The sequence below is a fragment of the Cobetia sp. 5-11-6-3 genome (assembly GCF_013374055.1).
Taxonomy (GTDB): Bacteria; Pseudomonadota; Gammaproteobacteria; order Pseudomonadales; family Halomonadaceae; genus Cobetia; species Cobetia marina.
The window spans coordinates 118,617-144,578 of record NZ_BLWJ01000005.1 but is presented as its reverse complement, the minus strand read 5'-3'; the positions used below and the strand labels follow the sequence as shown (position 1 = coordinate 144,578).

25 protein-coding genes are annotated in these 25,962 nt (G+C 60.9%); 19 read left to right on the top strand and 6 right to left on the bottom strand.

Features of this window, described 5'->3' with window-relative positions:
* Positions 1–127: 127 nt before the first annotated feature.
* Together HXS66_RS10360 and HXS66_RS10355 are read left to right on the top strand one after the other, a co-directional pair.
* Entirely contained in the window at positions 128–298 is a 171-nt protein-coding gene (locus tag HXS66_RS10360) for a hypothetical protein (RefSeq protein WP_176503500.1), read from the top strand.
* Entirely contained in the window at positions 295–1,476 is a 1,182-nt protein-coding gene (locus HXS66_RS10355) for a hypothetical protein (RefSeq protein ID WP_176503499.1), read from the top strand. Before HXS66_RS10360 ends, HXS66_RS10355 begins: the two co-directional genes overlap by 4 nt.
* A gap of 149 nt (positions 1,477–1,625) precedes the next feature.
* Here the strand turns inward: HXS66_RS10355 and HXS66_RS10350 are convergent, their stop codons facing one another.
* The 6 genes from HXS66_RS10350 to HXS66_RS10325 all read right to left on the bottom strand — a co-directional run bounded on the left by HXS66_RS10350 (position 1,626) and on the right by HXS66_RS10325 (position 8,642).
* Positions 1,626–2,036 carry a hypothetical protein gene (locus HXS66_RS10350; RefSeq protein WP_077379774.1) on the bottom strand — a complete coding sequence of 137 codons (411 nt, stop codon included), beginning with the start codon at positions 2,034–2,036 and terminating at the stop codon, positions 1,626–1,628.
* Positions 2,037–2,156: 120 nt separating this feature from the next.
* Complete coding sequence (locus HXS66_RS10345) at positions 2,157–3,734, bottom strand: bifunctional aminoglycoside phosphotransferase/ATP-binding protein (protein ID WP_240499628.1); 1,578 nt, start codon at positions 3,732–3,734, stop codon at positions 2,157–2,159.
* A gap of 128 nt (positions 3,735–3,862) precedes the next feature.
* Positions 3,863–5,155: a glutamate-1-semialdehyde 2,1-aminomutase gene (gene hemL / locus HXS66_RS10340; protein WP_136939502.1), complete on the bottom strand. Its 1,293-nt coding sequence runs from the start codon at positions 5,153–5,155 to the stop codon at positions 3,863–3,865.
* A gap of 251 nt (positions 5,156–5,406) precedes the next feature.
* Entirely contained in the window at positions 5,407–6,246 is an 840-nt protein-coding gene (locus HXS66_RS10335; RefSeq protein ID WP_176503498.1) for a hydroxymethylpyrimidine/phosphomethylpyrimidine kinase, read from the bottom strand.
* 14 nt (positions 6,247–6,260) lie between these two features.
* The gene (gene hemJ / locus HXS66_RS10330) at positions 6,261–6,692 is read right to left on the bottom strand and encodes a protoporphyrinogen oxidase HemJ (protein ID WP_084209561.1); all 432 of its coding nucleotides are present in this window, start codon (positions 6,690–6,692) and stop codon (positions 6,261–6,263) included.
* A 189-nt stretch (positions 6,693–6,881) separates the two neighbouring features.
* Complete coding sequence (locus HXS66_RS10325) at positions 6,882–8,642, bottom strand: chloride channel protein (protein ID WP_077379782.1); 1,761 nt, start codon at positions 8,640–8,642, stop codon at positions 6,882–6,884.
* A 245-nt stretch (positions 8,643–8,887) separates the two neighbouring features.
* Here HXS66_RS10325 and argC point away from each other — a divergent pair, with 245 nt between their 5' ends.
* From argC to atpD, 17 genes are all read left to right on the top strand, one after another.
* Positions 8,888–9,931 (top strand): N-acetyl-gamma-glutamyl-phosphate reductase, encoded by a 1,044-nt coding sequence (gene argC, locus HXS66_RS10320; RefSeq protein ID WP_077379784.1) that lies wholly within the window; start codon positions 8,888–8,890, stop codon positions 9,929–9,931.
* A 146-nt stretch (positions 9,932–10,077) separates the two neighbouring features.
* Positions 10,078–10,431, top strand: a complete 354-nt coding sequence (gene erpA, locus HXS66_RS10315; protein WP_077379786.1) for an iron-sulfur cluster insertion protein ErpA — start codon at positions 10,078–10,080, stop codon at positions 10,429–10,431.
* Positions 10,432–10,637: 206 nt separating this feature from the next.
* Positions 10,638–11,399, top strand: coding sequence for a transporter substrate-binding domain-containing protein (locus tag HXS66_RS10310; RefSeq protein ID WP_176503497.1), 762 nt, complete (start codon positions 10,638–10,640; stop codon positions 11,397–11,399).
* A gap of 157 nt (positions 11,400–11,556) precedes the next feature.
* Positions 11,557–12,228, top strand: a complete 672-nt coding sequence (locus HXS66_RS10305) for an amino acid ABC transporter permease (protein WP_077379791.1) — start codon at positions 11,557–11,559, stop codon at positions 12,226–12,228.
* Between the two features lie 94 nt (positions 12,229–12,322).
* On the top strand, positions 12,323–13,069 hold the full coding sequence (locus HXS66_RS10300) for an amino acid ABC transporter ATP-binding protein (protein ID WP_077379793.1): 747 nt from the start codon (positions 12,323–12,325) through the stop codon (positions 13,067–13,069).
* Positions 13,070–14,457: 1,388 nt separating this feature from the next.
* Positions 14,458–16,380 carry a tRNA uridine-5-carboxymethylaminomethyl(34) synthesis enzyme MnmG gene (mnmG, locus tag HXS66_RS10295; RefSeq protein ID WP_077379795.1) on the top strand — a complete coding sequence of 641 codons (1,923 nt, stop codon included), beginning with the start codon at positions 14,458–14,460 and terminating at the stop codon, positions 16,378–16,380.
* Positions 16,377–17,027, top strand: coding sequence for a 16S rRNA (guanine(527)-N(7))-methyltransferase RsmG (gene rsmG / locus HXS66_RS10290; protein ID WP_077379797.1), 651 nt, complete (start codon positions 16,377–16,379; stop codon positions 17,025–17,027). The genes mnmG and rsmG overlap by 4 nt, the downstream gene beginning before the upstream one ends.
* A gap of 148 nt (positions 17,028–17,175) precedes the next feature.
* Complete coding sequence (locus tag HXS66_RS10285) at positions 17,176–17,943, top strand: ParA family protein (RefSeq protein ID WP_077379799.1); 768 nt, start codon at positions 17,176–17,178, stop codon at positions 17,941–17,943.
* A gap of 18 nt (positions 17,944–17,961) precedes the next feature.
* Positions 17,962–18,927, top strand: coding sequence for a ParB/RepB/Spo0J family partition protein (locus tag HXS66_RS10280; protein WP_084209564.1), 966 nt, complete (start codon positions 17,962–17,964; stop codon positions 18,925–18,927).
* A 392-nt stretch (positions 18,928–19,319) separates the two neighbouring features.
* Entirely contained in the window at positions 19,320–19,724 is a 405-nt protein-coding gene (locus HXS66_RS10275; RefSeq protein ID WP_077380014.1) for an ATP synthase subunit I, read from the top strand.
* 9 nt (positions 19,725–19,733) lie between these two features.
* Positions 19,734–20,597, top strand: a complete 864-nt coding sequence (atpB, locus tag HXS66_RS10270) for a F0F1 ATP synthase subunit A (RefSeq protein WP_077379803.1) — start codon at positions 19,734–19,736, stop codon at positions 20,595–20,597.
* A gap of 100 nt (positions 20,598–20,697) precedes the next feature.
* A complete protein-coding gene (gene atpE / locus HXS66_RS10265; RefSeq protein WP_011508579.1) occupies positions 20,698–20,946 on the top strand; it encodes a F0F1 ATP synthase subunit C in 249 nt (82 codons plus the stop codon).
* A 64-nt stretch (positions 20,947–21,010) separates the two neighbouring features.
* Positions 21,011–21,481 carry a F0F1 ATP synthase subunit B gene (locus tag HXS66_RS10260; protein ID WP_065392628.1) on the top strand — a complete coding sequence of 157 codons (471 nt, stop codon included), beginning with the start codon at positions 21,011–21,013 and terminating at the stop codon, positions 21,479–21,481.
* 13 nt (positions 21,482–21,494) lie between these two features.
* Complete coding sequence (locus HXS66_RS10255; protein ID WP_077379805.1) at positions 21,495–22,037, top strand: F0F1 ATP synthase subunit delta; 543 nt, start codon at positions 21,495–21,497, stop codon at positions 22,035–22,037.
* Between the two features lie 16 nt (positions 22,038–22,053).
* A complete protein-coding gene (atpA, locus tag HXS66_RS10250; RefSeq protein ID WP_176503496.1) occupies positions 22,054–23,598 on the top strand; it encodes a F0F1 ATP synthase subunit alpha in 1,545 nt (514 codons plus the stop codon).
* Positions 23,599–23,665: 67 nt separating this feature from the next.
* The gene (atpG, locus tag HXS66_RS10245; RefSeq protein ID WP_065392631.1) at positions 23,666–24,532 is read left to right on the top strand and encodes a F0F1 ATP synthase subunit gamma; all 867 of its coding nucleotides are present in this window, start codon (positions 23,666–23,668) and stop codon (positions 24,530–24,532) included.
* A 56-nt stretch (positions 24,533–24,588) separates the two neighbouring features.
* Complete coding sequence (atpD, locus tag HXS66_RS10240; RefSeq protein ID WP_077379807.1) at positions 24,589–25,962, top strand: F0F1 ATP synthase subunit beta; 1,374 nt, start codon at positions 24,589–24,591, stop codon at positions 25,960–25,962.

Below are 25,962 nucleotides of genomic sequence, written 5' to 3'. Positions count from 1 at the left end.
CATGATATCGCTATATGACAGTGATTCTTGTGAAGGTAGTAGCTGAACATTCGTTATCTTCGAACCGCCAATAAAGATTTTGTCTGGCCAGATAAGGTTCTCGCTTTCATGTAGTCACGAGTCTTGCATGAAGAATACAACCTTCTTGCAAGAGCACAAAAGAGCAGTAGCAGTACAACATGATGTCGTGGATAACGAACAACCAGACCGTCATCATGTCAGGGGATGCACGACCAGAAACAAATCAACAATAAAAACACAAATCAAAAAACGATCTACACAAGGGAACAAACCATGAAAATCCAACTGAGCTTGCTGGCTGCCGCTGTTGCTTTCTCTTCCCATGCAATGGCCGTGGATAACACTTCCGAGATCGATCAGACAGGTTTCGCCAATGGCGCGACAGTCACTCAAGGTGATCGAAATGGAAATCCGTTCAACGCCGGCGAGCATACCAGTGATATCGACCAGACAGGGGCCTTCAACGGCGCCACTGTCTACCAGAGCGGTGTCGCGAGCATTGCCAGCGTCAACCAGCAAGGCCTGAGCAATATGACAGATGTCCTGCAGCAGGGCCGGGCACAGACAGCAACGGTCTACCAGGATGGGCGCCGCAACCGCGCTGATGTCGACCAGAAAAGCTTCATGAACACAGCCACCATCACCCAGGAAGGCCTGCGCAACGACTCCGTTTCCAAGCAGGGCGACAGCGGCCCGAACTCAAGCGGTCGTTTCAATGACTTGACCGTGACCCAGACAGGCGCCTTCAACTCGTCCTTCGCCACTCAAAGCGGTAGCCACGAGACAGCGGCCGTGACCCAGCTGGGGCTCGGCCATGATTCCGATGTCGAGCAGAGCGGTGAATACAATGTTGCTTCCATCAGCCAGAGCGGCATCTACCATGACTCCAGCGTGTTGCAGAGCGGGAAGTACAGCAAGGCACGTGTCATGCAGACGGGGGGGGGCAGTGACTCGGACATCGCACAGTCCGGCAAGCATCAGCGAGCTAGTGTCACGCAAAGCGGAAAGTCACATGATTCCGAAATCAATCAGGCGGGTGGCTACAACCGTGCCAGCGTATCTCAATCTGACTTCCACAATGACTCCGAGATAGACCAATACGGTTACGGTAATCGCAGCATGGTCATTCAGAGCGGTGCTTTCAATGATTCTGATATCAAGCAGGCTGGCCTGGGCAATCTGGCCATGACTGAGCAAAGCGGTTTCAATAACGATGCCAGTGTCACCCAGGTTTGGGCGGTTGATAACGAGTCCTACATTACCCAGACAGGTTACAACGATGATGCGACTGTCCTGCAGGTGGGTGGACACAACGAATCCACCATTCTGCAGCAGGCTGGCGGCCTCATGAGCTTTGCTCCGAATACCGCCAATGTGACACAGACAGGCTTCACCAATACTTCCACCATCACCCAGACCGGCGGTGGCAACGTGGCGAGCGTGATGCAGTACTGATCACGCCCAGCCAAGATGTCTTACAGAACCCCGCGCAAGCGGGGTTTTTCGTCTTTAAGCTCTGGTGATGGCATCAAAGAAAAAGGCCGCCGACACGAATGTCAGCGGCCTTCCAGTATCAGCTGCGAAATGATTATCGCGATGGCGGGTTACTTCTTTTCCAGTGTCACGGACTGTTCCGGGAAAGACTGGCGATAGGTCGAGAGGCTCTCATCCACCATCTTGCGACCCTGGGCGACCTGCTTGTTGCCACTGGTGATACGGCCCTTGCCTTTCTTGATCTGCTTGTTGCCCTTTTCGATCAAGGCCTGGCCCTTGCGAATATTGGCTTCTCCATCATCGACGAGATCTTCACCACTGACGATCTGTTTCTCACCTGCCGCGACCAGTGACTTGCCCTCTTCCCACTGGTCGGCCAGTTGATCGCGCACCTGGGCGACAGCCTTGGCTTCCTCTGCCTGCCCCCGCATCAGATCCGCCGTGGAAGGCTGACTTGAGCAACCGGCGAGCAGTGCAAGGCTGATGGCGACGGCAGCGGTAGGTGCAAGATTATGACGCATGGTATTTCCTTATCTGATGCAGGGTTCTCAAATGCAGATCGGGGATTCGTGCAAGCATTTGCCAAAAATGAAAGGAGCATGACGATCACTCGCCATGCTCCTTTCAGCATGTCGTTGGGCTTAGTGCAGTCTAAGCTGCTCGCGGATCAAGCGTGCCAACGTTACGTTAGCGTTGGGCGCTGTCGTGTCGATATGGATCAGTTGACCATGCTCCTCAGGAGCGAATGGCTCACGATTGGCCAATTGCTTGTCCAGCACCTCAAGCCCCGCCTCGGACGCCTCGCCACTACGCTGACTGCGCTTGACGATGCGCCTGCGCAGCGTCTCCTCATCGGCCTCGAAGCTGATCATCAGCACGGGCAGGCCACGGGCTTCTGCCTCGTGACGCAGACGATCACGCTGTGATTTCTTCAGGCAGGTGGCATCGATGCAGACGGGGATTCCCGATTCCAGCAGGGTGGCTGACAGATTCGACAGCCGCTCGTAGGTCGCATGCGTCGCCTGCGGCGTATAGATGCCACCATTGAGACCCGAGCCGGTGTCGGCATCCGCGGCAAAGCCATACAGACGCTTGCGCTCGACATCGCTGCGGATGCGTACACCCCCCAGCTCACGCACCATTTCTTCGGTGAAGCGACTCTTGCCGCTACCGGAGACCCCCACGCCGATGATCATGTACGGGAAGCGGATCTCGCTGTAGCGCTCCGCCAGCTCGATATAGCGCTCATACTCCGCCATCACGTCGAGACGATCCGCGTCACTCAACTCCGGCTGGTGATAGCGAATCATCGCGACCTTGGCCCGAATCAGCGCGCGATAGATCTTGTAGTACGGCAGCAGACGCACCAGCGAGTAATCACCCGAAAGCTCCAGGTAACGATTCAGGGCGTGATGGGCGAAGGCCGGCTCATCGCGGGCTTCCAGATCCATCACCAGGAAGGCCAGATCACAGCCGACATCGTTCCAGCGCAGCTCTTCATTGAACTCGATACCATCAAAGAGCAAGGCTCGGCCTTCGTGACGTACGGCGTTGCCCAGATGGATGTCGCCATGGGTCTCGCGCACGAAGCCTTCCTGCCAACGACGCTCGAATTCCGGTTGGAGACGCTGGAAGGTCTCTTCCGTCCACTCCTGCAACAGCGCCAGACGCTTGAGCGCAGCCTCCTCTTCGAGGCGCGGGCGAATCAACGTGAACTCATTGTCGATGGTACGGCTGACCATCTGCGGGCTGCCAAGATCACTGTCACCCTGGATGCGTTCAGCCTGCTCGTGGAAGGCCACCAGCTGATCGACCAGGTCGTCCAGCAGCTCCAGCGACAGCTCACCGCTGGCCTGCAAGGCGCTGAACAGGTGCCGGTTGGAGAACTGACGCATCTTCACCGCATACTCGAAGACGGCACTCTCATCATTGATGCGTGGCGCCTCCGGCGTACCGGAAATCGGCACGGTATCCAGATAGAGCGTCGGTGCCAGACGGCGGTTGAGGCGCACCTCCTGTTCACACAGGTGCTTGCGACGCTCCAGCGTGGAGAAATCCAGGAAGCTGCCGAAATCCAGCGGCTTCTTGATCTTGTAGGCGTAGTCGCCGGTCAGCACGATCCACGAGATGTGCGTCTCGTGCACTTCGATATCCTTCACGGGGTGATCGAAGCAATCGGCGGTGTGAAGGGCTCGAATCAGGGCCTGGCTCAAGGTCATCTCCGCTAAGGCAAGCTGGCTATAGGGTCATTAGCGCAATCGCTATCGTTGGCGGCAAGTGTACCGGATGGCGGCCCGCCCGGCAGCCTGCCGAGCGGGTCGATACCGGCTTCTACCGTCTGACCGACTCAGGCCGAGGCTGCCATCTGTGCAAAGACGCGCTCGGCAGCCTCAAGAGTGGCCTGGATATCCTCGTCGCTGTGGGCGGCGGACATGAAACCTGCCTCATAGGCTGACGGCGCCAGATAGACTCCCTCTGCCAGCATGCCGTTGAAGAAGGTCGCGAAGTCTTCCTGGCGACAACGCGTGGCAGACTGGAAATCGGTGACCGCGGCCTGATCCGTGAAGAACAGTCCGAACATGCCACCTGCCCGCTGGGTGATCGCGGCGATGCCGGCGGCCTTGGCACGACTCTCCAGGCCGTCACACAGCATCTCGACCTTGCGGGTCAGCTCGGCATGGAAGCCCGGTGCCTGGAGCTTGCGCAGCAGCGCGACCCCGGCAGCCATCGCCAGCGGATTGCCGGCCAGGGTGCCCGCCTGGTAGACGGGGCCCAGCGGCGAGAGATGATGCATGATCTCGCGCTTGCCGCCGAAGGCGCCCACCGGCATGCCGCCGCCGACGATCTTGCCCAGGCAGGTCAGGTCCGGCGTGATGTTGTAATGCGCCTGAGCGCCACCCAGCGCGACACGGAAGCCCGTCATCACCTCATCGAGGATCAGCACGCTGCCATGGGCATCACACACTTCACGCAGGCTCTCCAGGAAGCCCGGCACCGGCGGAATGCAGTTCATGTTGCCGGCCACCGGCTCGACGATGATGCAGGCGATCTGATCACCCAGCTCGGCGAAGCAACGGCGCACACCTTCGGCGTCGTTGTAGTCCAGCGTGATGGTGTGCTCGGCGAGCGAGGCCGGCACGCCCGGGGAGCTGGGCTCGCCATGGGTCAGCGCACCTGAGCCGGCCTTGACCAGCAGCGAGTCCGAGTGGCCATGGTAGTTGCCTTCGAACTTGACGATCTTGTCGCGACCGGTGAAACCACGCGCCAGGCGGATCGCCGACATGGTGGCTTCGGTGCCGGAGTTGGTCATGCGCACCATGTCGAGACTTGGCAGCATCTCGCAGATCAGCTCGGCCATCTCGGATTCGATCTCGGTGGGCGCACCAAAGGACAGACCGCTCTCGAGTCGCTCACGCACGGCGTTGAGCACGTCTTCATCGGCATGGCCGGTGATCATCGGTCCCCAGGAACCGACGTAATCGATATAGCGCTTGTCTTCGACATCGAAGAGATAGGCGGCCTTGGCATGATCGATGAACACCGGCGGACGATGCAGTCCCTTGAAGGCACGAACCGGCGAATTGACGCCACCGGGAATGTGACGGCTGGCGCGTTCGAACTGGGCAGCGGACGTGGTCATGACATACCTCTTGAGGGACACGGTGCGGCACGACGGCCGCGAAAAATGGGAAAGAGTCATTGATGACTCAAGACGGTGTGGATAAACGAGACATCGCGTTATCCACAACTGCCGAGGATGGGAGCACCCAGCCGCGAGACATCAGCCGTTGTGGATAACCTGATGCGCTTGATGGCGACAGCTTAACGCGACTCACGGGCAGGATGCAGCCGCGGCAGTGCCTGGAAGCCGGCATGAAAGGAGCAGGACCGCTAGCGCCAGGGCAGCTGCTGGGCTCCGGGTGCAAGGCCTTTTAGCTCGCGCTCCCGGCCAGCGACCAGACTCTGCCAGGTCGCCTGCTGCGCCGCACGCCATGCCGGTTCCAGCGACATGCCACGAGCCAGGCGCACGGCCAGATGCGAGGCGAGAGTGCAGCCACTGCCATGGAAGCTGCCCGGCAGCCGCGGACAGTCCAGAGACAGCCTGCGATGCTCGCGACGATAGAGACGATGGGTGACGGATGGCTCAGAGAGCGAGGCGTCATCGTGATCCAGGGGGTCAGTCCCGGTGACCAGCACGGCGCCTGCACCTTCCATCAGCAAGCGCTCGGCGAGCTCATTCTCGCCGGCACCCGCAGGACAGGCTGCCAGACGCGCAAGCTCCCCACGATTGGGCGTGATGACATCCACCCGCGCCAGCAGCGTTTCGCGCGCCTGCTGGATCAGCGCTTCACTGGAGAGCTCATGGCCTCCGCCGGCCTTGAGCACCGGGTCCCATACCACCGGAAGCCCGGGCCAGCGCTGGCGAAGTTCATCGATCAGCGTGACCGTCGCCATCAGCGCTTCGTGACTGGCGAGAAGCCCGATCTTGAGCGCCCGAGGCCGAAAATCATCGAGCAGGGCATGTGCCATCGCCAGAATCGACTCGCCCGACTGTGGGATCACGGCGCTGACATTGCAGGAATTCTGTACCGTCAGCGCCGTCGGCACCGTCAGTGCCCAGCCACCACCGGCCCGAATCGCCTCACTATCGGCGATCAGACCCGCGCCGCCGCTGGGATCATGGCCCGCCAGCACCAGAACACAGGGCAGTCTTGCTGGGCACTCAGTCATGGCAGCGCTGGCTCTCAGAACGGTTTGACGATGACGCAGATGACGATCACCACCAGCATCAGTACCGGTACTTCATTGAAGAAGCGGAAGTAGCGTGAGGTTCGCTTGCAGGTATCGGCAGCGAACTGCTTCAGGTACAGCCCACAGGCATGGTGATAGCCGACCAGCAGCACGACCATGGCCAGCTTGAGGTGCATCCAGCCCATGCTCATGAAGCTCGGCACCAGTGCCAGCAGCCAGATGCCCAGCACCAGAGTCGCGATCATCGACGGCATCATGATGCCGCGGTAGAGCTTGCGCTCCATGGTCTTGAAGTACTCGATGGCCTTGATGTCGCCGGCATCACGCGCCTGGGCGTGATAGACGTAAAGACGCGGAAGATAGAACAGGGCGGCAAACCAGCACACCACGGCAATCAGATGGAACGCCTTGATCCACAGATACATGGGGAAACTCCGTCAGTCAGGGGCGGAAGATACAAGGAAAGGGGCAGTGTCACTCAACTCGACAGGCCGACAAGGTGCCATGTTCGCAGCGCCGGGCACATGCGGTATCCGGTCACATCCCGAAGCCCTGCCGGATGCCGAGCGCCGATACCGACGACCTGAACCACGCTCGGGTCGAGATCGCCCCTTTCACGGCTTGTATCGATAGTAGCTCTCTATTGCATCACGCGTGATGATACCTGAAATCTTGCGAATCATCGGGGCCGTGGTGTGCTCCACATAGAGCGCATCGACATTGCTCGGCAGCAGCCGCTCATAGGCTTCCGACAGCGTTGCCTGCAGATGGATCGGGGCGAGATCCAGACGCTGGGCTGGAATCTCGAGCAGGTCGAGCGCTTCCTGCTCTCGCCAGTGCTCATCCATCAACACCCTCACCAGATCCGCCGCTGGCAGCGCCACCATCGGCTTTTCCGGCGTCGAACGTGTGACCACCAGCCAGACAGGCTTGCTCTCGAGCAGGGCGCGGGCACGCTCACGAGTGATGCGCCGCGGCACGCTGACCACGGAGCGCTCCATCACCGCCGGCACCGCGACTCGGGAAAGCGCCTGCATCAAGGGTTGCTGAAGCGGGTGCAAGCCCTGCGCCGTCAGCGTCGAGATGAAGAACCCCTGGCAATGGCACAGCTGGCGGCAGGTCAGCCCCGCCACTACCACGGCCAGCATGCCGGGCAGGATGATATTGGGAGAATGCGTCAGTTCGAGCAGTGCCATCAGCGCCGCCAGCGGAGCCTGAAGCACTGCCCCCATCATCGCCGCCATGCCGAGCAGGGCGTAGAGCGCGATGTCCGAGGCCTGGTCCGGCAAGATCCAGCCGCCCAGCATGCCCATCAGGGCACCCGCGGCAGCACCGGCCACCACAACGGGGCCGATGATGCCGATGGGCACTCCACAGGCGACGCATATCGCCGACAGCATCAGCTTGCCGATGACCAGCGCCAGCAGCACATCCAGCGCCAGCTGACCGTCGAGCAGCTGAGCGAGGCTGTCATAGCCGATTCCCTGCACCTGCGGGTACCACCAGGCCACGGCGGCCGTCGAGAGCCCCACCAGTGCCATCCGTCCTGACCATGTCAGACGCGCGGCACGCTCCTGCTGCCGGGCCAGGTGAACGAAACCTCCCGCCAGCAGCCCGATCACCAGTGCCGTGATCACGACCCAGGGGAGATCCAGCAGCGAGTGCAATAGCAGAGAAGGCACCGCGAACGCCGGTTCGGCGCCATAGACGAGCTGCGAGACGACCGCACCCGCGGTCGAAGCCAGAATCACCGGCATGAAGCCTGTCAGGGTGTACTCCATCATCACCACTTCCATGGCGAAGATGACACCGGCGATCGGCGTATTGAATGAGGCGGAAATTCCCGCTGCCGTGCCACAGGCAACCAGCACTCGCAGACTGTTGTTGGGCAGCTTGAGACGCTCCCCGACCCAGCTGGAAGCGCCAGCCCCGAGGTGGATGGCCGGTCCTTCACGTCCGGCGGACAGGCCACCCAGCACGCTCACGACCCCGACCACAATCTGGTTGAGCCAGGCACGCAGCGGCATCTTGCCCTGATGGTAGGTCAGGCGTTCGATGACATGACCGATACCAAGCTTGCGCTGAGCAGGATGCTGACGACCGAGCACGATGCCGATCACCAGCACGGCCAGCAAGGGCAATGACGCGCGCACCCAGGGCGCCAGGCCCTCGAAGTTTTCCGGACTGTCATCCGGCATGAAGCCGAGTGCCCCCGCGCTCAGCAACAGTCGGAAACCGACCATCAACGAGCCGGTCAGCAGGCCAGCGATCAGTCCCAGCAGACACAGCTGGGGAAGGGCATCGACCGCCGCCAGCTTGCGCCGGAAATTGTCGAGACTGGGACGAGGCAGATGCGGGCGCGACAGGCGTGACACTCACGACTCCTTGAAAGGCACTGACGATGACGATGAACATCCATGTCGGCAGCACATTACTGCCCGCCTGACACCTGTGTATCATATCGATTGCGCACCGTCGCGACCGTGCACAATCCGACAACCTCGGCACAGCATGGCGCAACGCCTGTCTCGCGCACAGGCCGCAAAAGGTCGCATCAGCAAGCCGGACACACGAGTCACATTCGTATCAACAGGACACCGCTCGAAAGCGGGGAGGCAGCATGATCAAGGTAGGTATCGTCGGCGGCACCGGTTACACCGGAGTGGAGCTCCTCAGGTTGCTGGCCAGCCACCCGCAGGTGGAAGTGACCGTGATCACCTCACGCAGCGAGAAGGGCGTGCGTGTCGACGAGATGTACCCCAATCTGCGCGGCCACTACGACACCCTCGCGTTCAGCGAGCCGGATGCCGAGGTGCTGGCAGCCTGTGACGCCGTGTTCTTCGCCACGCCGCATGGCGTCGCTCATGCGCTGGCCGGCGACCTTCTGGCCCGCGGCACCCGCGTGATCGACCTGTCCGCGGACTTCCGCATCAAGGACGCCGACGTCTGGGCCGAATGGTATGGCCAGCCGCATGGTGCACCGGAACTGCTCGGCGAAGCCGTCTACGGCCTGCCGGAAGTCAATCGCGACGCCATCCGTGAAGCCCGTCTGATCGCGGTGCCGGGCTGCTACCCGACCTCCGTGCAACTGGGGCTCATTCCGCTGCTGGAAGCCGGCCTGATCGAGACCGACAACATCATCGCCGACTGCAAGTCCGCCGTTTCCGGGGCCGGTCGCGGTGCCAAGGTCGGCTCACTGCTGTGTGAAGCCGGCGAGTCCATGAAGGCCTACGGCGCCTCCGGTCACCGTCACCTGCCGGAAATCACCCAGGGGCTGGACATGGCAGCAGGCAGCGCGGTCGGCCTCACCTTCGTCCCGCACCTGACGCCGATGATCCGTGGCATCCACTCCACTCTCTATCCGCGCCTGAGCGGCTTCAGCGGTACGCTGGAAGATCTGCAGGCGCTGTTCGAGCAGCGTTACGCCGATCACCCCGCCGTCGATGTCATGCCGCTGGGTAGCCATCCGGAGACCCGCAGCGTGCGTGGCACCAACCTGTGCCGCATCGCCCTGCATCGTCCGGGCAATGGCGACACCCTGGTCGTGCTGTCGGTGATCGACAATCTGGTCAAGGGCGCATCAGGTCAGGCCATCCAGAACCTCAACCTGATGTTCGGCCTGGATGAGATGACCGGCATCGGGGCGCCGGCGATGATGCCCTGAGCCGCCAGTGTCGCCAGCAAAGCAGCACGTCAGACAAAGTTGACCCTTTTGCTCGGATATAGGGATAATAGGCAGCATTCCGTTCTCTATACCGTGCCGGGCGCTGTCTTCAGCGCCCGGCCTCCGACTCCTTCGAGGAGGCCCGCATGAGCGAAGCACAAAGCTTCATCCCCACGCCGCTGTATCTATCCGAGAGCGCCAAGGCCCGGATCGCTGCGCTGCGCGCGGAAGAAGCCAACCCGGAGCTGCGTCTCAGGGTCTACGTCACTGGCGGTGGTTGTTCCGGCTTCCAGTACGGTTTCGATATCGCCACCGACATGGCTGAGGACGACACCGTGGTCGAGCTGGGCGAAGCCGCGGTCGTGATCGACCCGCTGTCCTACCAGTATCTGGTCGGCTCGACGATCGACTACGAGGAAGGTCTGGCCGGGGCGCGTTTCCTGATCCAGAACCCGAATGCCACCAGCACCTGTGGCTGTGGTTCGTCCTTCATGGTCTGACGGCGCAGCATGACATCCGGCGCGATGCCGCCACCTGATCGCCCCCTATCGGTTTCCGATAGGGGGCGATTTTTTTTCGCCATCTCAGCAGGTTGCGAATGCCAACCCGCCGCATGGCGGCGCTCGCAGACTTGACGGGATCTTGTGCTCTCGTCACTCTGAAAACGCACTACATCCTAAAATCTAAATATAAAGAGGCATGTAAAATGCGTAGATCCCACCTGCTGGCCTCGCTGTCCGGTCTCGCGGCCGCCACCCTGATGGCCAGTGCCGCCCATGCCGTCACCCTCAAGGCCGCGACTGACCCGAGCTTCGTGCCTTTCGAGATGCTCGATCAGGAAAGCGGCAAGATGGTCGGCTTCGATATCGACATCCTCAACGCCATCGGTGAGCGCGCCGGTTTCGATATCGACCTCAAGACCATGGACTTCAATGGCATCATCCCGGCCGTACAGACCGGCAGCGTCGATGTCGCCATCGCCGGCATCACCATCACCGAGGCCCGCGAGAAGATCGTCGACTTCACCGACCCCTACTATGACTCCGGCCTGCAGATTCTGACCTCGGCCAACAACGGCGACATCGAGGGCATCGAGGGGCTGGAAGGCAAGAAGATCGGCACCAAGATCGGCTCCACCAGCTATGACTATCTCACCGCCAATCTGGAAGACTCCACCATCACGCCCTATCCCGGCAGCGCCGACATGTACATGGCACTGATGTCCGGCAGCGTCGATGCCGTCTTCTATGACGCTCCCAATGTCGGCTACTTCGCCAAGACCAAGGGCAACGGTCGCGTGAAGACAGTGGGCCCGCTCTATGAAGGTCAGCAGTACGGCATCGCCTTCACCGAGGGCAGTGAGTGGACCGACGCCGCCAACAAGGCACTGGCCGAGATGAAGTCCGATGGCAGCTACGCCGAGATCTATCAGAAGTGGTTCGGCGCCCTGCCGAGCGACAGCGAATAACGCCATCCTCGCCAGAGTTCTCTGACGCCTTCTTCACCACGAACCATGATTTCTGCCATCCGGACGCCACGGCATGCCAATGGCCGTGGCGTCTGTCCTGACGAGCTCCCCCTCACCATGTCCTGAGGCGCGAGATGATGGTGCCAAGGAGCCCCACGTGGACGTTCAATTCCAGTTTGACTGGCAGGCGGCGATTTCCTCCGTGCCGTACCTGCTCGAGGGGATCCCCTGGACCCTCGCCATTTCCTTCGGTGGCTTGGCCATCGGCTTCGTGCTCGGCATCCTGTTCGGCCTGCTGAGCCTCTCCCCCAGCCGGATACTGCGCTGGGTCGCCACCGCCTACATCGAGATCTTCCGCGGCACGCCCGTGCTGGTGCAGGTCCTGTTCATCTTCTATGGTCTGCCGCAGATCATCGGGGGTCCCATCGATGCCCTGACCGCCGGTATCGCAGCCATCGCGCTCAATTCCGCGGCCTATATCTCCGAGATCGTGCGTGGTGGCGTGCAGTCCATCGCGCGCGGGCAACGCGAGGCCGGACTGTCACTGGGCCTTTCCACCCCCCAGACCTTCCGCTACATCATCTGGCCGCAGGCACTGCGTCGCATGATCCCGGCGCTCGGCAATCAGGGGATCGTGTCCATCAAGGACACCTCGCTGTTCTCGGTGATCGGTGTCGGTGAGCTGGTCCGCCAGGGCCAGATCTACATTGCCACCACCTTCAACGCGCTGGAAACCTACTTCATGGTCGCCATGCTCTACCTCGTCATCACGCTGAGCCTGTCCTTCGGGCTACGGATGCTGGAGCGTCGCGGACTGGTGGGCCAATGATCTCTACCGTGCTTTCCCACCAGGCGACAACCGCGCTGACACCCTCTTCCTCTTTCCCGATCAGCCAGCCCTTCGCGCCGGCCAGGAGCGCCTGATGACCGCCATCGTGAACATGCAAAAGATCAACAAGCACTTCGGCAGCCTGCATGTGCTCAAGGACATCGATCTCGAGGTCGCCCAGGGGGAAGTGGTGGTGATCATCGGCGCCAGTGGTTCCGGCAAGTCGACGCTGATCCGCTGCGTGAATGGCCTCGAGGAGTTCCAGGGCGGCAGCATCGAAGTGGACGGACAGTCCTTGATCCCCCACGGCAAGAGCCACCGAGCGCTGAAGACGATTCGCACCGAAGTCGGCATGGTCTTCCAGCAGTTCAATCTCTTTCCGCACATGAAGGTACGTGACAACGTCAGCCTGGCCCCCATCAAGGTGCGCGGCAGTGACCGGGCGACCGCCGAGCGACAGGCCGACACGCTGCTCGAGCGGGTCAATATTCTCGAGCAGGCCGACAAGTACCCCGGCCAGCTGTCAGGCGGCCAGCAGCAACGCGTCGCCATCGCCCGCTCACTGGCGATGGAACCCCGCTTGATGCTGTTCGATGAGCCCACCTCCGCACTGGACCCCGAGATGATCGGGGAGGTGCTGGACGTGATGCGTGAGCTGGCACGCGACGGCATGACGATGATGATCGTCACGCATGAGATGAGCTTCGCGCGTGAAGTCGCGGATCGCGTCGTCTTCGTCCACCAGGGCAGCATCGTCGAGGAAGGCACTCCGAGCGAGGTCTTCGACACCCCTCGTCATCCGCGCACCCAGAGCTTCCTGGCACGCGTCCTCAAGCACTGAACCCCCGCTACCACCTCTTGAGAGAGGTCAAGCCCCGACCGCCAGGTCGGGGCTTTTTTTTGCCCGAATGCCACGCAGTTAAGAGGCAATTCCTGGCCAATCCAGAGCATCACCTGGCGATAGACGTGTCTGTTGTGGCCCGAATGACGGGAGTTCTGGCATTCGAAATGAAGTTTTTCGATCTCGACTGACGATTTCGCGCTTTTTTCATGCAACGAAATCAGATGATTCGCCCCGCCTTGGCTGCCTCTCACGTCACGCCCCCAGCCTCGCTGAGGCTCTCGATTCACTTCATCAGTCGCCGAAGGGCCGGTCTTTGACACCGCATGTCCTGACGCGAAAGGCGCTCGAAACATCACCTGCAAGGGGCCGTGGCTGGTGATAACACACGCCTGATGTCAGCCCATGAGTTGTCTGGCCGGCCAGGCACCGGTATGCAAGCCTCAATCACGCCAACAACTATCCACAGCAGTATCATCGTATCTCTCAGGGCACCACTGCTGGGCAGCGTAGCCATTCACTCACGGCTTATCCCCGTACTATCTACAGAGTTGGCGTGTCGAGGTGAAGACGATTTGCCTCTGTGGACATTTTGCGGCATCATCCGCGGCCTTCTGTACGTTAGCCCTTGCAGCACTAGGGGTTGTGGGTAAACTGGCCACTTGTGCACAGCAGGGCAGAAAAGTCCGGTACCAGCACGGTATGAAAACGAGGATAACTGGGCTTGTGGACAAGGCGGTGTTTCATCCACAGGAAGCCACCGGTGGCGTCCTCAGGTAGCACGCATTTTCTCCCCAACTATATCAACATCGTAAGATACTGATTTTTAAGAGATAAAGTCGATTTCCCACTGATTTTGTCCACAACAGTAGTTACAACATCAACAGAACCCCTTTTTCTTTTCTTTATATAATCTTGTTATCCGGAAACCCGAAGGACGTTCGGACACCCCGAAAGACCGGGTTCGAGGAAGCTCACTTCCCAAGGTGTTCGGGATAACGAACGGCAAGACGATCCGACCCAGTCCTCGGGAAAATCCCCTACGCCACACACACTCGACACGGGCTCGACTCACTGTCGTGATTGATGCCCTGAGAGAAACACCCGCGAGTCCACTGCATGGCACGTCCTGCCATGGCACTGTGGAAAACTCCTGACGCTTACCCACAGGCGGTTTATACTGTGCGGCCCGAACGTCAACCGATTGGCTTGCAGGCTCCCCATCGGGTCGAGCTCATGCCGTCTGCGGCGCCTTGTCTTCGCCATGACGTTCGTCAGTCCCGGATTCATCCAGACATCGAGTCATCGTCGTGTCTGGCCGATTTGCCTGATTCGCCACCATGCGAACAGCGCTTCATCCAAGTTTCGTGATACCCCGAGGTGCCAACGTGGATTACCCGAACCGCTTTGACGTGATCGTCATCGGCGGCGGTCATGCCGGTACGGAAGCCGCACTGGCGGCTGCCCGCATGGGCCGTCAGACCCTGCTGCTGACCCATAACATCGAGACCCTGGGGCAGATGTCCTGCAATCCCGCCATCGGTGGGATCGGCAAGAGCCATCTGGTCAAGGAGATCGATGCGTTGGGCGGTGCCATGGGCCTGGCAACCGACATGGCAGGTATCCAGTTCCGCACGCTGAATGCCCGCAAGGGCCCGGCGGTACGTGCCACTCGAGCACAGGCCGACCGGGCGCTGTACAAGGCGGCGATTCGCAACGTGCTGGAGAACCAGCCGAACCTGACGCTGTTCCAGCAGGGTGCGGAAGACCTGATCGTCGAAGGCGAGACCGTACGGGGTGTCGTCACCCAGACCGGCATCCGTTTCCACGCCACCACGGTGGTGCTGGCGACCGGGACCTTCCTCGGTGGCGTGATTCATATCGGCCTGGATCACCATGCCGGTGGACGTGCCGGGGATCCGCCCGCCAATGGCCTGGCGTCACGTCTGCGCGAGCTGCCATTCCGGGTTGATCGGCTCAAGACCGGTACCCCGCCGCGCATCGATGCCAAGAGCGTCGATTTCAGCAAGATGGAAGCTCAGCCGGGTGACGCACCGCGCCCGGTGATGTCCTACATGGGCAGTCGGGAAATGCATCCGGAGCAGGTCAACTGCTTCATCACGCATACCAACGAGCGCACTCACGAGATCATCTTCGCCAATCTCGATCGCTCGCCGATGTACTCCGGCGTCATCGATGGCATCGGGCCGCGTTACTGCCCGTCCATCGAGGACAAGGTGCATCGCTTCGCCGACAAGAACAGCCACCAGGTCTTCATCGAGCCGGAAGGCCTGAATACCCACGAGCTGTACCCCAATGGCATCTCCACCTCGCTGCCCTTCGATACGCAGCTCGAGGTGGTACGCTCGATTCGTGGCATGGAAAACGCGCACATCACGCGTCCCGGCTACGCCATCGAATACGATTTCTTCAATCCCCAGGATCTGCATCACTCCCTGGAGACGCGTTTCATCAAGAATCTGTACTTCGCCGGTCAGATCAACGGCACCACCGGCTATGAAGAAGCCGGTGCCCAGGGCCTGCTGGCAGGCGTCAACGCCGCCTTGCGCGCCACTGACGACGAGGCCTGGCATCCGCTGCGCGACGAGGCCTACACCGGCGTGATGGTCGATGACCTGATCACCCTCGGCACTCGCGAGCCGTATCGCATGTTCACCTCACGTGCCGAATATCGTCTGCTGCTGCGCGAGGACAATGCGGATCTGCGTCTGACTGCCAAGGGCCGCGAACTCGGCTTGATCGATGACGCGCGCTGGGCGGCGTTCGAGCAGAAGCGCGAAGCGATCGAGCGCGAGACCGCTCGTCTGCAAAGCACCTGGCTGACGCCGAAGAGCCCGGAGCTGGCCCCGCTGAGCGACAAGCTCAGCTCACCGCTCAAGCGCGAAGCCAGCCTGATGGAGCTGCTCAAGCGCCCGGAGCTCGAGTATCCGGATGTGGCAGGCCTGAAAGGGGAAGGAGTCGACGACTGGCGCATCGCCGAGCAGGTGCAGATCACCGCCAAGTACGCGGGCTACATCCAGCGTCAGCAGGAAGAGATCGACCGCCTGCGTCGTCATGAGCACACCGAATTGCCGGCCAGTCTCGATTACGACTCCGTCGATGGCCTGTCCAACGAGATCAAGCAGAAGCTCAATGAAGCGCGCCCGGCGACGCTTGCCCAGGCAGGCCGCATTTCCGGTGTCACGCCAGCAGCGGTTTCCATCCTGTTGATTCACTTGAAGAAACGGCAGTTGATCAAGGCGGAGACTCCAGCAGATACCGATACGGCTGACACGGGAGTCGCGCAATGAGTCAGACGCTCAACGAGACGCAGCGTGCGCGTTGCGCCCAGTTGCTCAGTCGCGGTGCCAGCGCCATGGGAGTGGCGCTGAGTGATGAGCAGCATGCGCAGCTGATGACGCTGCTGGTGCTGTTGCACAAGTGGAATCGCGCCTATAACCTCACCGCGGTACGTGAGCCGGAGGCGATGGTGACGCGCCATCTGCTGGATAGCCTCAGCGTGCTGCCCCACATCAGCGGGCCACGCCTGCTGGACGTCGGTGCCGGCCCGGGCCTGCCGAGTCTCGTGATCGCGATCATGCGTCCCGACATCGCTGTCGTACCGCTGGATTCGAATGGCAAGAAGGTGCGTTTCCAGATTCAGGCCGGCCACGAGCTGGGCCTGAACAATCTGAGCCCGACTCAGGTGCGTATCGAAGCCTATGATGGCGCGCCCTTCGAGCAGATCATCTCGCGGGCCTTCGCCGATACTGACGCCTTCGTCAATCTGTCAGGCGCCGTACTGGCAGAAGGCGGCGAATGGCTGGCGATGAAAGGTCGCATCCCCAATGACGAGATCGCACGGTTGCCGGCGGGTGTCTCGCTGGTCGAGACGCTCAGACTGTGTGTCCCGGGAGAAGAAGGTGAACGTCACCTTCTGCGCTTGAAACGCGACTGACCGCTCGTCTCGCGGCGCGTGCAGGGATTGTGCCGGGCGCAAAAGGCAGGCAGCCTGAGGCTCTGGGAGGGCAGATCCATGATCTGCCCTCGTGAGCATGCGGCTGGTGCCAAAGGCCCCGCTTCTCAAGGAACCAAGGAAGTCGCTCGTGACCAAGATCATCGCGCTGACCAACCAGAAAGGTGGTGTCGGCAAGACCACGACAGCCGTCAATCTCGCCGCTTCGCTGGCGGCGCTCGATCGCCGCGTATTGCTGATCGACCTCGACCCCCAGGGCCACGCCACCATGGGCAGTGGCATCGACAAGCATGACCTGGAAGGCAGCGTGCTGGACGTGCTGCTGGGTGAACTACGGGCCAGCGACGTGATTCTCGACTGCCCGGATGCCGGCTATGCCCTGTTGCCGGGCAATGGCGATCTCACGGCCGCCGAAGTCGACCTGCTGGATGTCGAAGGGCGCGAGCGGCGTCTTGCCGAGGCACTCGCCCCGATCGCCTCGGAATATGACGTGGTGCTGATCGACTGCCCACCCTCGCTCAACATGCTGACCGTCAATGCCCTGACCGCCGCCCATGGCGTCCTGATTCCCCTTCAGTGCGAGTTCTATGCTCTGGAAGGCCTGTCAGCGCTGCTGGATACCGTCGAGCAGATACAGGGCAACGTGAATCCGGCCCTCGACGTGTTCGGGATCGTGCGCACCATGTACGACGCCCGCAACAGTCTGACCCGCGATGTCAGCAAGCAACTTTCCGATTACTTTGGCGATACCCTGATCAAGGCCACCATTCCACGCAACGTGCGGGTGGCCGAAGCGCCGAGCCATGGTCTGCCGGTCACCAAGTACGCGCGTCTGTCGCGTGGCAGCCAGGCCTATCGCGTGCTCGCCAAGGAATTGATTCGTCGTCTCTCGCTGTAACTTCACCGAGGAAGGTCCATGACGCGTAAGCGTGCCCTGGGAAGGGGCCTGGATGCCCTGATCGGCGCTGGCAATCGCCGCCGCCATGCCGAATCTGATGCCGAAGGCGCCCTGCCGGCGGCCACGACTGACGCCTTGTCGCCCGACGGCGGGAATGCCGCTGGTGGTGCGACGGATACCGGGGCCGAGGCAGCCGTGCTGTCCGGCGAGCGCCTCGAGCGACTGCCGCTGGGGCAGTTGCAACGTGGCAAGTACCAGCCGCGGCGTGACATCCAGCCGGAAGCGCTGGAAGAACTGGCGGATTCCATTCGTGCCCAGGGGGTCATGCAGCCCATCGTGGTGCGGCCCATCGCGGAAGGACGTTACGAGATCATCGCGGGTGAACGGCGGTGGCGGGCGTCCCAGCTGGCGGAACTGGACACCATTCCGGCCGTCATCCGGGAAGGCATCAGTGACGAGATCGCGCTGGCTCTGGCGCTGATCGAGAACATCCAGCGCGAGAATCTCAATCCGGTCGAAGAGGCCATGGCGCTCAAGCGCCTGCTCGACGAGTTCGAACTGACTCAGCAGCAGGTCGGGGATGCCGTCGGTCGCTCACGTGCGCAAGTGGCCAACCTGTTGCGTCTGCTGACGCTGGACCAGGAAGTGCAGACACTGCTGGAACGCGGTGAGCTGGACATGGGCCATGCCCGTACCCTGATCGGGCTCAGTCCTGCACGTCAGCGCAAGCTGGCTCATGAGGTGGTCGAGCGTGAGCTGACCGTGCGCCAGACGGAAGCGCTGGTGAAAAGCGTGCAGAAAGGGGAGCAGACCAAGCCTTCCGCACCCAGGCCAGATGCGGACATCCAGCGCCTGGAGACCCGGCTGTCAGAGCAGTTGGGGGCGGCGGTCAATATCCGTCATGGCAAGAGCGGCAAGGGCAAGGTCACCATCTCCTATACCAGCCTGGATGAGCTGGATGGCATTCTCGGTCATATCCACTAGGCATGGCGTGCCTTCGGTGCAGGTGATCGGCTGACATCGAGCCTTTCCGTGCTTCTCTGGTCGTTTTCGTGGCCCTGTGACGCATTGTCGCAGGGCCATGAAGTGCGTTTCTCTGACCGGAGCGGCAAGATCGTCTTGACGGCGGGTTGTGATAGGCGCAACCCTACGTCGCCTGCATCGCAAGCGACTGTCAACGTAAGCCAACTGTCATCTGTTTCACGCAAGATGGTGAGGCTTTGGTCGTAAGCTTGCGAAAGATCAAGGAATTTAGCCGGCAGTTTGGTTGATGGCGATGCGGCGCTCCCCTATAATCCGGCGAGTTTGCTCCCCGGCTGCAGGATGCGCAGTGACAGGGATTGGCGAGAGTCATCACTGCGATGGACAGGTTCACGATGCACAAGACGACACCCGCTGCCTTGCGACGCCCTCAGGTCGCGCGACTTCTCTGGGGCCAGGCGCTGGTGATTCTGTGTGCCGTACTCCTGTCCTGGGTGAGCAAGGGAAGCGGCGCGGCATTGTCTGCCCTGTGTGGTGGCCTGGTCTGCCTGCTGCCCAACCTGTTCTTTGCCTGGCGTTCATTGCGCGTGACGGGTGCACGTTACGCCCAGGCGATGGTCAAGGCCTTCTATCAGGCTGAGGCCGGTAAGTTCGGTTTGACGGCCGTATTGTTTGCATTCTTCTTCATTGCAGTGCCGCCCTCAAACCCCGCTTTATTTTTTTGCGCTTACGTGGCGGCAATGGCGGTTCACTGGCTGGGCCCCTGGCTGGTGAAGCGAACACCGTACACACGAACCTGAGGCAGAGTAATGGCAGGCACCAACCCGAGTCCCTCCGAATATATTCAGCACCACCTGCAGAATCTGACGTTCGGTAACCACCCCGAACACGGGTGGTCCATGGCGCACAGTGCCCAGGAAGCCTCCGACATGGGCTTCTGGGCCATCCATCTGGACACCATGGGCTGGTCCATCGGGCTGGGTCTGATCTTCCTGTGCCTGTTCCGCAAGGTCGCCAAGTCCGCGACCACCGGCGTGCCGAGTGGTCTGCAGAACTTCGTCGAGCTGATGGTCGAGTTCGTCGATCAGTCCGTCAAGGAGACCTTCCACGGTCGTTCCCGCTTGATCGCGCCGCTGTCGCTGACGATCTTCTGCTGGATCTTCCTGATGAACCTGATGGACCTGGTCCCCGTCGACTGGCTGCCGGGCGTTGCTGCCAAGGTTGGCGAGATGTTCGGCGCCGATCCGGCTCACGTGTTCTTCAAGGTGGTACCGTCCACCGACATCAACGCCACACTGGGCATGTCACTGTCCGTGTTCGCGCTGATCATCTTCTACTCCATTCGCGTCAAGGGCCTCAAGGGCTTCGTGGCCGAACTGACGCTGCACCCGTTCAATACCCCGAACAAGCTGGCACAGATCGCGCTGATCCCGGTCAACTTCCTGCTTGAATTCGTGACGCTGATCGCCAAGCCGATCTCTCTGGCGCTGCGTCTGTTCGGTAACATGTATGCAGGCGAGTTGATCTTCATTCTGATCTCGCTGGTCGGTATCTGGCAGCTGCCGCTCCACTTCCCGTGGGCAGTCTTCCATATCCTGGTCATCACCTTGCAGGCATTCATCTTCATGATGCTGACCATCGTCTATCTGAGCATGGCCAGCGAAGATCACTGATGTACCCGCCCCGTGCCATTCGTGGCGCGGGGCAAGATTTCCGAGCTCTGCTCACACCCTCAACCCTTGACTTAAACTTGACTAAAACTGGAGTTCCACAATGGAAGCACAAGTTCTTGGCATGACCGCTATCGCCGTCTCCCTGCTGATCGGTCTGGGCGCCCTGGGCACCGCCATCGGTTTCGGTATCCTCGGTGGCAAGTTCCTGGAAGGCGCCGCGCGTCAGCCGGAAATGATCCCGCAGCTGCAGGTCAAGATGTTCATCGTCGCTGGTCTGCTGGATGCCGTGACCATGATCGGTGTCGGTATCGCGCTGTTCTTCACCTTCGCCAACCCGTTTGTCGGTTAAACATCGGCTGGCCACAGGCCAACCGTGTTTATGACCCAACAATCGTGAAGCGAGAGGTGCTGGCGTGAATCTGAACTTAACCCTGATTGGTCAGGCCATCGCCTTTGCGGTCTTCGTTTTCTTCTGCATGAAGTATGTCTGGCCGCCGGTCACACAGGCTCTGGCAGAACGTCAGAAGAAGATTGCAGATGGTCTGGATGCTGCCAGCCGTGCTACCCGTGACCTCGAACTGGCGCAGGAAAAAGCCAGCGAGACACTGCGGGAAAGCAAGGAAGAAGCAGCAAGCATCATTGAGCAGGCGCACAAGCGTTCCAACCAGATGATCGAGGAAGCTCGTGAAGCTGCCCGTGCCGAAGGCGAGCGTATGGTCGCTCAGGCGCGCGCAGAGATCACCCAGGAGATCAACCAGGCCAAGGACGAGCTCCGTGGTCAGGTCGCATCTCTGGCAGTGATCGGTGCAGAGCGCATCCTGGAATCCTCCATCGACGAAGCCAAGCACCGCGAGCTGATTGACAAACTCGCTGCTGAGCTCTGAGGAGACTGATTCCATGGCTGAAACGTCTACCTCCACCGCGGCTCGCCCGTACGCCAAGGCGGCGTTCGAGTTTGCACGCGGCCAGCAGGCGCTAGAGGCCTGGTCCGGAATGTTGTCGACAGCGGCGAACGTCGCTGTCGACGCGACCGTCAAGGCGGTGCTCGACAACCCGAAGCTCTCTACCGAGCACAAGGTCGACACCTTCATTGACGTGTGCGGCGACGCGTTGGACGACAACGCACGCAACTTCATCCGGACTCTCGGTGAGCAGGACCGCCTCGCGGCCCTGCCCTCCGTGGCCGAATTGTTCGAGGCCCAGAAGGCCGAGCAGGAACAGCGTGTCGAGGTGACCCTGGTGTCCGCCTTTGCACTGGAAAGCGAGCAGGAAGAGAAGCTCGCCACCGCCCTGCGCAAGCGTCTGAACCGCGACATCTCCATTACCACTCAGGTGGATAGTACGCTGCTCGGCGGCGTCATCATCCGTGCCGGAGATACCGTCATTGACGGCTCCGTGCGCGGCAAGCTGGCCCGGCTTTCCGAAGCACTGAACTCCTGAGTCCGAGGGACATGGCATGCAGCAACTGAATCCTTCCGAGATCAGCGACATCATCAAGCAGCGTATCGAAAAGCTTGACGTCGCATCCGAAGCCCGTAATCAGGGCACCATCGTCAGCGTCTCCGACGGCATCGTGCAGATCCACGGCCTCGCAGACGTCATGTTCGGTGAGATGATTGAATTCCCGGGTGGCGTCTTTGGTATGGCGCTCAACCTTGAGCGTGATAGCGTCGGCGCTGTCGTCCTGGGCGACTACCTGCAACTCGAAGAAGGCATGACCGCGCAGTGCACCGGTCGCATTCTCGAAGTGCCGGTGGGCCCGGAAATGGTCGGCCGTGTGGTCGATGCTCTGGGTAACCCGATTGACGGCAAAGGCCCGATCGACGCCAAGCTGACTGACGCGGTCGAGAAGGTCGCTCCGGGCGTCATCGCCCGTGAGCCGGTCGACCAGCCGGTGCAGACTGGTCTGAAGTCCATCGATGCCATGGTGCCGATCGGCCGTGGTCAGCGTGAGCTGATCATCGGTGACCGCCAGATCGGTAAGTCCGCCATCGCGATTGATGCCATCATCAATCAGAAGGGCAAGGGCATTACCTGCGTCTACGTCGCCGTCGGCCAGAAGCAGTCCACCATCGCCAACGTCGTGCGCAAGCTCGAAGAGCACGGCGCGATGGAACACACCATCATCGTCGCGGCTGGTGCCTCCGACCCGGCTGCCATGCTGTTCCTGGCACCGTACGCCGGTTGCACCATGGGCGAGTACTTCCGCGACCGCGGCGAAGACGCGATGATCGTCTATGACGATCTGACCAAGCAGGCATGGGCGTATCGTCAGATCTCCCTGCTGCTCAAGCGTCCGCCGGGCCGTGAAGCCTACCCGGGTGATGTCTTCTATCTCCACTCCCGTCTGCTTGAGCGTTCTGCACGTGTCAACGCCGATTATGTCGAGCAGTTCACCAAGGGTGAAGTGAAAGGCAAGACCGGCTCCCTGACCGCGCTGCCGATCATCGAGACCCAGGGTGGCGACGTCTCCGCGTTCGTTCCGACCAACGTGATCTCCATCACCGACGGTCAGATCTTCCTCGAGACCAGCCTGTTCAACTCCGGTATCCGTCCGTCCATCAACGCGGGTCTGTCTGTTTCCCGTGTCGGTGGTGCTGCCCAGACCAAGATCATCAAGAAGTTGGGTGGTGGTGTGCGTCTGGCACTGGCTCAGTACCGTGAACTGGCAGCCTTCTCGCAGTTCGCCTCCGATCTGGACGAAGCGACCCGCAAGCAGCTCGAGCACGGTCAGCGTGTCACCGAGCTCATGAAGCAGAAGCAGTACTCTCCGATGTCCGTGGCCGACATGGCGATCTCGCTGTTCGCGGCCAACGAAGGCTACCTGGACGACGTCGAAGTCGCCAAGGTGCTGGGCTTCGAGAAAGCGCTGCTTGACTACATGCGCTCCGAGCACGCGGATCTTCTGGACAAGATCAATCAGTCCGGCGGCTACAATGACGAGATCAAGAATGGTCTCAAGGCTGGCGTCGAGAAGTTCAAGGCGACCCAGAGCTGGTAAGTGACATGGCCCGGCCAGTCCGGGCCTTGTCGTTTCCCTTCGGGTGGCATGAATAAGGCAGATCGCTATGGCAGCTGCAAAAGAGATTCGCTCCCAGATCGGGAGCATCAAAAATACGCAAAAGATCACCAGCGCCATGGAAATGGTGGCTGCGTCGAAGATGCGTAAAGCGCAGGATCGCATGGCGGCCAGCCAGCCTTATGCCCATCAGATCCGCAAGGTTGTAGGACACATCGCCCGGGCCAACCCGGAATATCGCCATCCGTATCTGATGGAACGCGATGTGAAGCGTGTCGGTTATATCGTGGTCTCCAGTGATCGCGGCCTGTGTGGTGGCCTGAACGCCAATCTGTTCAAGGCTGTCACCAAGCATGCGAAGAGCTGGCGCGACCAGGGTGTCGAGGTGGACTTCTGTGCCCTCGGCTCCAAGGCCGGTACCTTCTTCCGCAACTACGGTGGCAACCTGCTTGCCGCCAAGTCCGGTCTCGGGGATTCCCCGGGTACCCAGGATCTGATCGGTAGCGTCAAGGCCATGCTGGACGCATTCGACGAGGGCAGCCTCGACCGTCTGTACGTGGTGTTCAACGAGTTCGTCAACACCATGACGCAGAAGCCGGTCGTGCGTCAGCTGCTTCCTCTCGAAGCTGATCAGAACGACGAAGAAACCGGTCCCACTACATGGGACTACCTGTATGAGCCGGATGCCGTCTCGTTGCTCGACAAGCTGCTCAAGCGCTATGTCGAGGCCCAGGTCTATCAGGCCGTGGTCGAGAACATCGCCTGCGAACAGGCAGCGCGAATGATCGCAATGAAGAGTGCGACCGATAACGCCGGCGACCTGATCGACGACCTCCAGCTGGTCTACAACAAGGCCCGCCAGGCAGCGATCACTCAGGAAATCTCCGAGATCGTATCCGGTGCCGCCGCCGTCTGATGACAGCGTGGCAACAGGCAAGCAGGTTTCAATCGCAGGTTTAAGAGGAACCAGGAATGAGCGGACGTATCGTACAAATCATCGGCGCGGTGATTGACGTCGAGTTTCCGCGGGACGCAGTGCCCAAGGTCTACGACGCCCTGAACGTCGCCGATAGCGAGACCGTACTCGAAGTCCAGCAGCAGCTGGGCGACGGCGTGGTCCGTACTATCGCAATGGGTTCGACCGAAGGCCTCAAGCGCAGTCTCGCAGTTGAGAGCACTGGTGCTCCGATCTCCGTGCCGGTCGGCACGGCGACTCTGGGTCGCATCATGAACGTGCTGGGTCAGCCGATCGATGAAGCGGGTGACGTGGGTGCGGATGAGCACATGCCGATCCACCGTGCAGCCCCGAGCTTCGCGGAACAGGCAGCATCAAACGAGCTGCTGGAAACCGGCATCAAGGTCATCGACCTGGTCTGCCCGTTCGCCAAGGGCGGCAAGGTCGGCCTGTTCGGCGGCGCCGGTGTCGGCAAGACCGTCAACATGATGGAGCTGATCCGTAACATCGCCACCGAGCACAGCGGTTACTCCGTGTTCGCGGGCGTGGGTGAGCGTACTCGTGAAGGTAACGATTTCTTCCACGAAATGAAGGAATCCAACGTTCTCGACAAGGTTGCCCTGGTCTACGGTCAGATGAACGAGCCGCCCGGCAACCGTCTGCGCGTAGCACTGACCGGCCTGACCATCGCCGAGAAGTTCCGTGACGAAGGTCGTGACGTTCTGCTGTTCGTCGACAACATCTATCGTTACACCCTGGCAGGGACCGAAGTGTCCGCACTGCTGGGTCGTATGCCGTCCGCGGTGGGTTATCAGCCGACACTGGCGGAAGAGATGGGCGTCCTGCAGGAGCGCATCACTTCTACCAAGACCGGCTCGATCACTTCCGTGCAGGCCGTCTACGTCCCCGCGGATGACTTGACCGACCCGTCTCCGGCGACCACCTTCTCGCACCTTGACGCGACTGTCGTACTGTCTCGTCAGATTGCCGAGCTGGGTATCTATCCGGCCGTTGACCCGCTCGACTCCACCTCTCGTCAGCTCGACCCGCTGGTCGTCGGCGAGGAGCACTACAACACTGCCCGTAACGTTCAGGGTGTGTTGCAGCGCTACAAGGAGCTGAAGGACATCATCGCCATCCTCGGGATGGACGAGCTGTCTGACGAAGACAAGCAGACCGTGGCACGTGCGCGCAAGATCCAGCGCTTCCTGTCACAGCCGTTCTTCGTGGCGGAAATCTTCACCGGCGCGCCGGGCAAGTACGTGTCCCTCAAGGACACCATCCGCGGCTTCCAGGGTATCCTGGACGGCGAATATGACGCACTGCCGGAGCAGGCGTTCTACATGGTCGGCACCATCGACGAAGCTGTCGAGAAAGCCAAGGGCATGTAA